This window comes from Bacteroides sp. LFL-34, from assembly GCF_027257075.1.
Lineage (GTDB): Bacteria > Bacteroidota > Bacteroidia > Bacteroidales > Bacteroidaceae > Bacteroides > Bacteroides ovatus.
On sequence record NZ_JAPQKZ010000060.1, the window covers coordinates 20,324 to 30,953 of the forward strand.

Genomic DNA, 10,630 nt, shown 5'->3' on the forward strand with positions numbered 1-10,630 from the left:
TTGTTATACAAAATATGAAGATAAGAGTAGGCTTTGGCTTCGACGTACATCAGCTGGTCGAAGGGCGTGAATTGTGGCTGGGCGGTATTCTTTTGGAACATACAAAAGGATTGTTGGGGCATTCGGATGCTGATGTATTGTTGCATGCGGTTTGCGATGCTTTGTTAGGGGCAGCGAATATGCGTGATATCGGCTATCACTTTCCCGATACGGCTGGAGAATTTAAAAACATAGATAGCAAAATTCTGCTGAAGAAAACAGTGGAATTGATTGCTACCAAAGGATATAAAGTGGGTAATATCGATGCAACCATTTGTGCCGAACGCCCGAAATTAAAGGCACACATTCCTTTGATGCAAGAGACGATGGCAACTGTCATGGGAATTGATGCGGATGATATTTCCATTAAGGCGACTACTACCGAGAAACTCGGTTTTACGGGTCGTGAAGAAGGTATATCAGCCTATGCTACTGTATTGATAGAGAAGATTTCTTAACCCCTAAAACAAATAAATATGATTCGGCTCTTAAAAATTTACTTAACACTTGTCTTTTTGTTGGTAACAACTTTTGGTATGGCTCAAAAGAGTGAACTGAAATTTAGTAAAGATGGTAAATTCAAAATTGTGCAATTTACCGATGTGCATTTTAAATACGGCAACCGGGCTTCTGATATCGCTTTGGAACGCATAAATCAGGTGCTTGATGATGAACGCCCGGATTTGGTGATTTTTACCGGCGATGTTGTTTATTCTGCTCCGGCAGATTCCGGGATGTTGCAGGTATTGGAACCGGTAGTTAAACGCAAACTGCCTTTCGTGGTCACTTTTGGTAATCATGACAATGAACAGGGAATGACACGGGAACAGTTATATGATATTATCCGTAAAGTTCCCGGCAATTTATTGCCTGACCGGGGAACAGTCTTATCGCCGGACTATGTATTAACCGTGAAATCGTCTTCTAATGTAAAGAAGGATGCAGCTTTGCTTTATTGCATGGATTCTCATTCCTATTCTCCTTTGAAAGATGTGAAGGGATATGCATGGCTTACATTCGATCAGATAAATTGGTATCGCCAGCAGAGTGCTGCTTATAAAGCGCAAAATGGTGGACAGCCTTTGCCGGCTCTTGCCTTTTTCCATATTCCTCTTCCTGAATACAATGAAGCTGCCCGTTCAGAAAACGCGATTCTTCGCGGAACTCGTATGGAGGAAGCTTGTGCACCTAAATTGAATACGGGAATGTTTGCGGCAATGAAAGAAGCGGGTGATGTGATGGGTATGTTTGTAGGACACGATCATGATAATGATTATGCAGTGATGTGGAAGGGTATTCTTCTGGCTTATGGACGCTTCACCGGTGGAAATACGGAATATAATCATTTGCCTAACGGGGCCCGTATCATCGTATTAGATGAGGGTGCTCGTACATTTACGTCCTGGATTCGTCAGAAAGACGGAGTGGTGGATAAAATTTCCTATCCGGCAAGTTTTGTCAAGGACGATTGGACTAAACGTTGAGGCTTGCGAACTTCACATGGCTAAGGCGCGTGTACTTTGAACCATAGCTTTCGTATTGGCGTGATACTTTCGCCGATGCAATGTAGATAATATCTCCCAGTCGGTATTCATGTTCTATCCCTGATAGAGTGCATGAAACCGCACTGGGATTTTTTGATGGAATACTTATAATAACCAGGTTTCCACTGGCATCGGTTAAAGTCAGTATCTGCTTGACAAAAAACTGTGGGGTAGTGCCGTTCACTCTTGTTTTGTATGGATCGTCTTCCAGTCGTACGCGTGTGACTTTTAATTTTAAGTCAGTCAGTTTTTCCCCTAATTCTCCCAAATAGCGGCTTGATGAACGTTTCTCTCTCGACTTTCTGATCATGATATCTAAATGTATGGAATGATAAGCCTGTGCTATCTTAACGAAACGTTCCTGTTTAGGTATTTTTGGGGTGAACTTGTAAGCTACCCAACTTAAATAGGCAGGATCTATCTTCAAAATTTCATGAAGAAAATGTCCCCGGTATTTTCCGAAAAAGATAAGGTCGTCACCGTTACTCTGCATTCTTTTCTCATTATAATCCATGAGAATAAGGCAACGCCTTGAATAGTAAAACATCGTACTGGCCATCCGGAGGGATTCGTTAATGTCCGGTGACAGGTCATGTATATAAAGAATGGATTGCTTTTCGGGCAAGGGAGAGTACAGCCAAAGGGAATAGTTTGGTTTCCCCGGTCGGGGCAACACCACCAAGTAGACTCCTGCCTCTTTAAAAGAGGCTCTGCCTCGGTTGTACTCATTCAATTTGGCATACAATAAGGCTTCTTCGTTTTCGGAAATGCCCGGTAATCTAGGGTTAGCCATAATTGTTCTCGCTTTTGGTATATTTCAAATATAAGGATTTTCTTTCAGAAAAGCAACTTTTCTCTTTGAAATCTCGTACATTTGTAACCATGTAAATTTTCAAAATTCGAATGGAAGAACGAAACAAGAGAGTATTGGTAGGTATGAGCGGTGGCATAGACAGCACCGCTACCTGCTTGATGCTGCAAGAACAAGGATATGAGATTGTAGGAGTTACCATGCGTGTGTGGGGAGATGAACCGCAGGACGCCAGGGAGTTAGCTGAACGAATGGGGATTGGACATTATGTGGCAGATGAGCGTATTCCTTTTAAAGAGACCATCGTAAAAAACTTCATAGATGAATATAAGCAGGGGCGTACACCGAATCCGTGTGTGATGTGCAATCCGTTGTTTAAGTTTCGTGTTCTGACGGAGTGGGCGGATAAGTTGAATTGTGCGTGGGTAGCTACCGGACATTATTCGCGATTGGAAGAGAAAAATGGAAATATTTATATAGTAGCCGGAGACGATGATAAGAAAGATCAGTCGTATTTTCTCTGGAGATTGGGGCAGGATGTGCTGAAACGTTGCATTTTCCCGTTGGGAGATTATACGAAAGTAAAGGTTCGTGAGTATCTTGCGGAGAAAGGATATGAAGCAAAGTCGAAAGAAGGAGAAAGTATGGAAGTCTGCTTTATTAAGGGAGATTACCGTGATTTTCTTCGTGAACAGTGCCCCGAATTGGATAGTGAAATCGGACCGGGATGGTTTGTTAACTCTGAAGGAGTAAAACTGGGGAAACATAAAGGAGCACCTTATTATACGATTGGCCAACGAAAAGGACTGGAGATCGCTTTAGGAAAGCCTGCTTATGTGTTGAAAATTAATCCGCAGAAAAATACAGTGATGCTTGGAGATGCCGACCAATTGGAAACTGAATACATGTTGGCGGAGCAGGATAAGATTGTGGATGAACGGGAACTGTTCGGGTGTGAGAATCTGACAGTGCGGATTCGTTATCGCAGTCGTCCGATTCCCTGTCGGGTGAAAAGATTGGAAGACGGACGTTTGTTGGTACGTTTCCTCGAAACGGCCTCGGCCATTGCTCCCGGACAATCTGCTGTGTTTTATGATGGAAGACGGGTGCTGGGAGGAGCTTTCATCGCTTCCCAAAGAGGAATCGGGCTGGTGATTATAGAAAATGAAGAATTATGATTGATTAAAATAGAAAGATAATTTATGAAGAAGTTTATAGTATTGATTTTCGCTCTAAATATGTATCTGGGGGTATCTGCCCAATTTATTCCGGGAGATACCTTAAAATACCGGATTAGTCTGAAAGACAAAGCGGCTACGGACTATTCTTTGCAGAAACCGGAAAAGTATTTGTCTAAGAAATCTATTGAGCGGAGAAAAAAACAGGGATTGCCCATTGATTCTACCGATTTACCGGTTTGCAGGACGTATGTAGATGCCATACGAAAAACTGGTGTTCATGTACTTGTGACCGGGAAATGGGATAATTTCGTTACTGTTTCTTGTAATGACAGTACTTTAATCAGCAAAATAGCTCAACTGCCTTTTGTACGTTCTACAGAAAGGGTGTGGAAAGGTATCACGCAAAGAGCATTTCAAAGAGACTCATTGATAAATAAACCGTTGCGCACCGATAGCCTTTACGGTCCTGCAATCACGCAAGCGGCTATGAGCCGCGTCGATCTCCTGCATGATGCCGGCTTTAAGGGTCAGGGAATGACCATTGCCGTAATTGATGCCGGATTCCATAATGTGGATAAGATTGATGCCATGAAAAATATCCGTATTCTCGGTGTGCGTGACTTTGTGAATCCGGAGGCAGATATTTATGCAGAAAGCAGTCATGGAATGTCTGTATTGTCCTGTATGGCTATGAACCAGCCACATGTGATGATTGGCACTGCTCCTGAAGCTTCTTATTGGTTGCTGCGTAGTGAAGACGAATATTCGGAAAATTTGGTAGAGCAGGATTATTGGGCGGCAGCTATCGAGTTTGCCGATAGTGTAGGAGTGGATTTGGTGAATACATCGCTTGGTTACTACTCATTTGATGATCCTGCGAAGAATTATAGATACCGTGACTTGAATGGGCATTATGCATTGATGTCCCGTGAAGCTGCGAAGGCTGCCGATAAAGGAATGGTAGTTGTGTGCAGTGCCGGAAATTCGGGCGCGGGTTCGTGGAAGAAGATTACTCCTCCGGGAGATGCGGAGAATATCATAACTGTAGGAGCTGTAACAAAAAGAGGAGAACTGGCGCCGTTTTCTTCTGTAGGAAATACGGCTGACGGACGTGTGAAGCCGGACGTAGTGGCTGTCGGTCTAAATTCGGATGTGATGGGAACGGATGGAAATCTTCGTCGCGCCAATGGAACCTCTTTTGCTTCTCCGATTATGTGCGGTATGGTAGCTTGCTTGTGGCAGGCTTGTCCGAAGCTGACGGCAAAGCAGATTATTGATTTGGTACGTCAGTCAGGTGATAGAGCTGATTTCCCGGATAATATATATGGATATGGTATTCCCGATTTGTGGAAGGCATATCAATCAACTCAACGTTAACTGTTCTTTTTTATGGATTCTCTTTCCCTTTTAGAACTGAATTCACTCGTCCGCCGTAGTCTGGAGCAATGCCTGCCCGATGAATATTGGATACAGGCAGAGTTGAGCGATGTCCGTTCCAATACGACGGGGCATTGTTATCTGGAATTTGTGCAGAAAGATCCTCGTAGTAATAATCTCGTAGCCAAAGCACGGGGGATGATTTGGAATAATATCTACCGCTTGCTGAAACCCTACTTTGAGGAAAGTACCGGGCAACTGTTTACCTCCGGTATTAAAGTGCTGGTGAAAGTAACTGTTCAGTTTCATGAGTTATACGGTTACAGTTTGACGGTGCTTGATATTGATCCTGCCTATACATTGGGAGATATGGCTCGCCGTCGTCGGGAAATATTATTGCAGTTGGAAGAGGAGGGAGTCTTGACGTTGAATAAAGAACTTGAAATGCCGGTTCTTCCTCAGCGTGTTGCCGTCATTTCTTCGGCTATTGCAGCCGGATATGGAGATTTCTGTCATCAGTTACAGCACAACCCGAGCGGATTCTATTTTTATACAGAACTTTTTCCGGCTTTAATGCAAGGCAATCAAGTTGAAGAGTCTGTATTGGCGGCTTTAGACCGTATCAATGCCCGCATCAATGAATTTGACGTAGTGGTCATTATTCGTGGAGGTGGGGCTACTTCCGATTTATCCGGTTTTGATACTTATCTACTAGCAGCTGCATGTGCGCAATTTCCATTACCTATCATTACCGGTATTGGTCATGAACGCGATGATACAGTGCTTGACTCTGTGGCTCATACCCGGGTAAAGACTCCTACGGCTGCTGCCGAGCTTCTGATTCATCAGGTAACGGAAGTAGCAGAGCATCTGGAAGAATTATCTGTACGTCTTCAACAGGGAGCTTATATGCTTCTTGAGCAGGAACAACGAAGGCTGGAGGCGCTCCAAATCCGTATTCCCAATCTTGTTCACCGCAAACTTGCGGATGCTCGTTTTTCTTTGCTGGCAGCAAAGAAGGATTTATCACAAGTGGCGAAAGCATTGTTGGCCCGTCAGTCTCACCGGCTGGAACTTTTACAACAGCGAATAGCAGACGCCTCTCCGGATAAACTCTTGAGCCGGGGATACAGTATTACAATCAAAGACGGGAAAGCGGTGACAGATGCATCTTCGCTGAAACCGGGAGATCGCTTGACAACCCGGTTGCTGAAAGGAGAAGTGCAATCTGTGGTGGAAAAGTAACTATCCGTCGACTGTGTATTTGTAAGAACATTCATCATTAACCATTAAATATCAATCATCGTGGCAGCAAAAAAAGAAACATATTCCCAAGCAATGGAACGTCTCGAAAAGATCGTTCGCCAGATAGATAATAACGAACTGGATATCGACATTTTGAGTGAGAAAATAAAAGAAGCCAATGAGATTATTGCTTTTTGCAAGGATAAACTGACAAAAGCCGACCGGGAAGTCGAAAAATTATTGCAAGAAAAGAGGCTATCTGAAGAATAAAAGTTATTTTTGCGTTTCAATGCAATAGAAAATAAACTAATACATAACAATATGAAAGAAATAGACTGGGCGAATCTGTCATTCGGATACATGAAGACAGATTACAATGTGAGAATCAACTTCCGTAATGGTGCATGGGGAGAATTAGAGGTTAGTAGTGACGAACACCTTAATTTGCACATGGCGGCAACCTGTTTACACTATGGTCAGGAAGCCTTTGAAGGGCTGAAAGCATTCCGTGGAAAGGATGGTAAAGTACGTATTTTCCGTTTGGAAGAAAACGCAGCCCGTCTGCAATCTACTTGCCAGGGAATTTTGATGGCAGAACTTCCGACAGAACGGTTTAAAGAAGCAATTTTGAAAGTCGTAAAACTGAATGAACGTTTTATCCCTCCTTATGAAACCGGTGCTTCTCTTTACATTCGTCCGCTGTTGATCGGAACAAGTGCCCAAGTAGGTGTACATCCTGCTGAAGAGTATATGTTTGTTGTGTTCGTAACTCCGGTAGGTCCATATTTCAAAGGTGGTTTCTCTACCAATCCGTACGTTATCATTCGTGAGTTCGATCGTGCCGCTCCTCATGGAACAGGTATTTATAAAGTAGGTGGCAACTATGCAGCCAGTCTTCGTGCTAACAAGAAAGCACACGATCTGGGGTATTCCTGCGAGTTCTATCTTGATGCGAAAGAAAAGAAATATATTGATGAATGTGGTGCTGCCAATTTCTTCGGTATTAAAGATAATACTTATATCACTCCGAAATCAACTTCTATTCTGCCTTCTATTACCAATAAAAGTTTGATGCAGTTGGCAGAAGACATGGGTATCAAGGTGGAACGCCGTCCGATACCGGAAGAAGAACTGGAAACATTTGAAGAAGCAGGTGCTTGTGGTACTGCCGCAGTAATCAGCCCGATTCAGCGTATCGATGATTTGGAAAACGGAAAATCATACGTTATCTCTAAAGATGGTAAGCCGGGACCTATCTGTACAAAATTGTACAATAAGCTGCGTGGAATTCAGTATGGCGACGAGCCGGATACACATGGCTGGGTGACGATTGTAGAATGACGATATATTATGAAATAACACATTTATCAATTAATATTATTCACTATGTTAAAACTAAACTCAGAACTGCGTGCTCAGGCGCGTGAGGCACTTCGAGGAAAGTGGCCTATGGCAGCCGTTGCTGCACTTATTTATTCAGTTATTGCCGGTGGATTATCTGCTATTCCTGTGATTGGCGGATTATGTTCATTGTTTGTCGGACTACCGGTTGCATACGGCTTTGCTATCGTGATGCTTGGTGTATTCAAAGGTAAAGAAATTGATTTCGGAGTGTTATTCGAAGGCTTCCAGGACTATGGACGTATTTTTGTAACGAAGTTGCTACAGGGTATCTATACCGCTTTGTGGATGTTGCTGTTGGTTGTACCAGGAATTATTAAGCACTATTCTTATGCAATGACCGACTATATCTTGAAAGAAGAACCCGAAATGAAAAACAATGCAGCTATTGAGAAAAGTATGGCTATGATGGAAAACAACAAGATGAAACTGTTCATGCTTGATTTGAGCTTTATCGGTTGGGCTATCCTTTCTCTCTTTACTTTCGGTATCGGATTCTTTTTCCTGCAACCTTATGTGCAGGTTGCTCATGCTGCTTTCTATGAAGATTTGAAAGCACAACAAGGTGGAAATGTAGAAGTAAACGTTGAAGTGAATGTTGAGATTTAATAACACGAATCATTCAATATTATAGAAGAATGGAGCATAGAGAAATCTGTGCTCCATTTCTTTTTGTCAGTTGCGTCAAAATCAGTACCTTTGCGGCCTAATCAGGATTGATATGGGAAAGAATAAATTAGAAAAGTTTGCCGATATGGCGAGTTATCCACACGTGTTCGAATATCCTTATTCGGCAGTAGATAACGTGCCTTTTGACATGAAGGGGAAATGGCATAAGGAGTTTTTTAAAAACGATCATCCGATTGTGCTCGAACTAGGCTGCGGACGTGGTGAGTACACCGTCGGCTTGGGTAAAATGTTTCCCGAAAAGAACTTTATAGCAGTTGATATAAAAGGTGCCCGTATGTGGACGGGAGCAACGGAATCATTACAGGCCGGAATGAAGAATGTCGCTTTCCTGCGTACCAATATTGAAATCATTGAACGTTTTTTTGCCGAAGGCGAAGTAAGTGAAATATGGCTTACCTTCTCTGATCCGCAAATGAAGAAAGCAACCAAGCGATTGACTTCCACCTATTTTATGGAACGGTACCGTAAATTCTTGCAGCCGAATGGCATTATCCACCTGAAAACGGACAGCAACTTCATGTTTACCTATACAAAATACATGATTGAAGCGAACCGTCTTCCCGTTGAGTTTATGACCGAAGATTTATATCATTCCGATTTGGTAGATGATATTCTCGGTATCAAGACTTATTATGAACAACAATGGCTCGATCGTGGTTTAGCTATTAAGTATATCAAATTCCGGCTTCCGCAGGAAGGTCAATTGCAAGAACCGGATGTAGAAATAGAACTTGATCCTTATCGTAGTTACAATCGTAGCAAACGTAGCGGATTAAGTACAAGTAAATAGTTTTGTGCAGTAACAATCGCCCTTAAAGTGAACTGACACTTAATCGAATGGTGATTTTAAATTGTAAATAGTAAATCGTCAAATAGTAAATAAAATGACTCTCTATCCTAAATTGATATTAGATGCATTGGCAACGGTGCGTTATCCCGGTACGGGAAAGAATCTGGTGGAAGCGGAGATGGTTGCCGATAATCTCCGTATTGATGGCATGACTGTCAGCTTCTCATTGATCTTTGAGAAACCGACTGATCCGTTTATGAAATCAATGTTGAAGGCTGCGGAAACAGCTATCCATACGTATGTCTCTCCTGATGTGCAGGTAACGATCACAGCGGAAAGTAAACAAGCTGCCCGTCCGGAAGTTGGCAAGCTCCTTCCGCAAGTGAAGAATATAGTCGGCATATCTTCCGGTAAAGGTGGAGTAGGCAAGTCTACGGTGTCTGCGAATCTGGCTGTTGCTTTGGCTAAATTAGGTTATAAAGTAGGTTTGCTTGATGCTGATATTTTTGGTCCTTCTATGCCGAAGATGTTTCAGGTGGAAGATGCACGCCCTTATGCTGAACGTATCGACGGTCGTGACATGATTATTCCGGTAGAAAAATATGGAGTGAAATTATTATCTATCGGCTTCTTTGTCGATCCGGATCAGGCAACTTTGTGGCGTGGTGGAATGGCTAGTAATGCGTTGAAACAGTTGATTGCTGATGCAGCTTGGGGAGAGTTGGATTATTTTCTGATAGACCTTCCTCCCGGAACCAGTGATATTCATTTGACAGTTGTTCAAACGCTGGCCATGACAGGGGCGATTGTTGTCAGCACTCCGCAGGCAGTGGCTTTGGCAGATGCCCGTAAGGGAATCAATATGTTTACCAATGATAAGGTAAATGTACCTATCCTTGGTTTGGTTGAAAATATGGCTTGGTTTACTCCTGCCGAACTTCCCGAAAATAAATACTATATCTTCGGAAAAGAAGGCGCAAAGAAACTGGCTGAAGAGATGAATGTTCCTTTGTTGGGACAGATACCTATCGTACAAAGCATTTGCGAAGGGGGAGATAATGGTACACCTGTTGCGTTGGATGAAGATTCCGTAACCGGACGTGCTTTCTTATCCCTGGCTGCCAGTGTCGTTCGCCAAGTAGATCGACGGAATGTAGAGATGGCGCCGACTCAAATCGTGGAAATGCATAAATAAGTGGAATCTGGAGTTGGATAGCTTTGCAGTAAGTTATCCATAGGATATAAAACGAGCCTCTGTAGTCTTTTCAAAGACTATGGAGGCTCGTTTATTTATTGATTTTTAGGATTACGTATTCTTGCAAAATAATCTTATATTATAATCCGCGTAATCCGTGCCTAAATATATTATATAAACTAATTATGATGACATACTTATGTAGCAATTGTTGTTGGCGGATTTTCCTCTATAAGATAGAGGTTGTGTCAAAACGTTGGCACAACCTCTTTTATATTTTACAGTTCTGCTATATTTTCTTTTGGCTATGCTGCTTTTTCCTCATGCATTTGGCAACAAGTTGCTATATTCCAATTA

Annotated in this window: 11 protein-coding genes; 10 read left to right on the forward strand and 1 reads right to left on the reverse strand. The window is 42.6% G+C overall.

The window, feature by feature from the left end; all coding sequences use genetic code 11:
• Positions 1–14 precede the first annotated feature (14 nt).
• Positions 15–497, forward strand: a complete 483-nt coding sequence (ispF, locus tag N5O98_RS24160) for a 2-C-methyl-D-erythritol 2,4-cyclodiphosphate synthase (protein WP_004308656.1) — start codon at positions 15–17, stop codon at positions 495–497.
• 18 nt (positions 498–515) lie between these two features.
• Positions 516–1,523, forward strand: coding sequence for a metallophosphoesterase family protein (locus N5O98_RS24165; RefSeq protein ID WP_118161556.1), 1,008 nt, complete (start codon positions 516–518; stop codon positions 1,521–1,523).
• Here the strand turns inward: N5O98_RS24165 and N5O98_RS24170 are convergent.
• A complete protein-coding gene (locus tag N5O98_RS24170; protein WP_049701815.1) occupies positions 1,513–2,376 on the reverse strand; it encodes an exodeoxyribonuclease X C-terminal domain-containing protein in 864 nt (287 codons plus the stop codon). The two genes, N5O98_RS24165 and N5O98_RS24170, sit on opposite strands and share 11 nt — an antisense overlap.
• Before the next feature lie 110 nt (positions 2,377–2,486).
• Between N5O98_RS24170 and mnmA the strand changes: the two genes are divergently transcribed.
• From mnmA to N5O98_RS24210, 8 genes are all read left to right on the forward strand, one after another.
• The gene (mnmA, locus tag N5O98_RS24175; protein ID WP_118161557.1) at positions 2,487–3,572 is read left to right on the forward strand and encodes a tRNA 2-thiouridine(34) synthase MnmA; all 1,086 of its coding nucleotides are present in this window, start codon (positions 2,487–2,489) and stop codon (positions 3,570–3,572) included.
• Positions 3,573–3,596: 24 nt separating this feature from the next.
• Complete coding sequence (locus tag N5O98_RS24180) at positions 3,597–4,952, forward strand: S8 family peptidase (protein WP_015532292.1); 1,356 nt, start codon at positions 3,597–3,599, stop codon at positions 4,950–4,952.
• Between the two features lie 12 nt (positions 4,953–4,964).
• Positions 4,965–6,197: an exodeoxyribonuclease VII large subunit gene (gene xseA, locus N5O98_RS24185; protein ID WP_015532293.1), complete on the forward strand. Its 1,233-nt coding sequence runs from the start codon at positions 4,965–4,967 to the stop codon at positions 6,195–6,197.
• A 60-nt stretch (positions 6,198–6,257) separates the two neighbouring features.
• Entirely contained in the window at positions 6,258–6,467 is a 210-nt protein-coding gene (xseB, locus tag N5O98_RS24190; RefSeq protein ID WP_004314727.1) for an exodeoxyribonuclease VII small subunit, read from the forward strand.
• A gap of 39 nt (positions 6,468–6,506) precedes the next feature.
• Positions 6,507–7,538 carry a branched-chain amino acid aminotransferase gene (locus tag N5O98_RS24195; protein WP_255344217.1) on the forward strand — a complete coding sequence of 344 codons (1,032 nt, stop codon included), beginning with the start codon at positions 6,507–6,509 and terminating at the stop codon, positions 7,536–7,538.
• Positions 7,539–7,583: 45 nt separating this feature from the next.
• Positions 7,584–8,207: a DUF975 family protein gene (locus N5O98_RS24200; RefSeq protein ID WP_009038989.1), complete on the forward strand. Its 624-nt coding sequence runs from the start codon at positions 7,584–7,586 to the stop codon at positions 8,205–8,207.
• Positions 8,208–8,319: 112 nt separating this feature from the next.
• On the forward strand, positions 8,320–9,078 hold the full coding sequence (gene trmB, locus N5O98_RS24205; protein WP_004309382.1) for a tRNA (guanosine(46)-N7)-methyltransferase TrmB: 759 nt from the start codon (positions 8,320–8,322) through the stop codon (positions 9,076–9,078).
• A 94-nt stretch (positions 9,079–9,172) separates the two neighbouring features.
• Complete coding sequence (locus tag N5O98_RS24210) at positions 9,173–10,273, forward strand: Mrp/NBP35 family ATP-binding protein (protein WP_004309381.1); 1,101 nt, start codon at positions 9,173–9,175, stop codon at positions 10,271–10,273.
• Positions 10,274–10,630 lie beyond the last annotated feature (357 nt).

Coding starts and splice junctions, on each gene's coding strand:
- mnmA (WP_118161557.1), top strand. CDS start 2,487: ATGGAAGAACGAAACAAGAGAGTATTGGTAGGTATGAGCGGTGGCATA.
- N5O98_RS24200 (WP_009038989.1), top strand. CDS start 7,584: ATGTTAAAACTAAACTCAGAACTGCGTGCTCAGGCGCGTGAGGCACTT.
- N5O98_RS24170 (WP_049701815.1), bottom strand. CDS start 2,376: ATGGCTAACCCTAGATTACCGGGCATTTCCGAAAACGAAGAAGCCTTA.
- N5O98_RS24210 (WP_004309381.1), top strand. CDS start 9,173: ATGACTCTCTATCCTAAATTGATATTAGATGCATTGGCAACGGTGCGT.
- trmB (WP_004309382.1), top strand. CDS start 8,320: ATGGGAAAGAATAAATTAGAAAAGTTTGCCGATATGGCGAGTTATCCA.
- N5O98_RS24180 (WP_015532292.1), top strand. CDS start 3,597: ATGAAGAAGTTTATAGTATTGATTTTCGCTCTAAATATGTATCTGGGG.
- xseA (WP_015532293.1), top strand. CDS start 4,965: ATGGATTCTCTTTCCCTTTTAGAACTGAATTCACTCGTCCGCCGTAGT.
- ispF (WP_004308656.1), top strand. CDS start 15: ATGAAGATAAGAGTAGGCTTTGGCTTCGACGTACATCAGCTGGTCGAA.
- N5O98_RS24165 (WP_118161556.1), top strand. CDS start 516: ATGATTCGGCTCTTAAAAATTTACTTAACACTTGTCTTTTTGTTGGTA.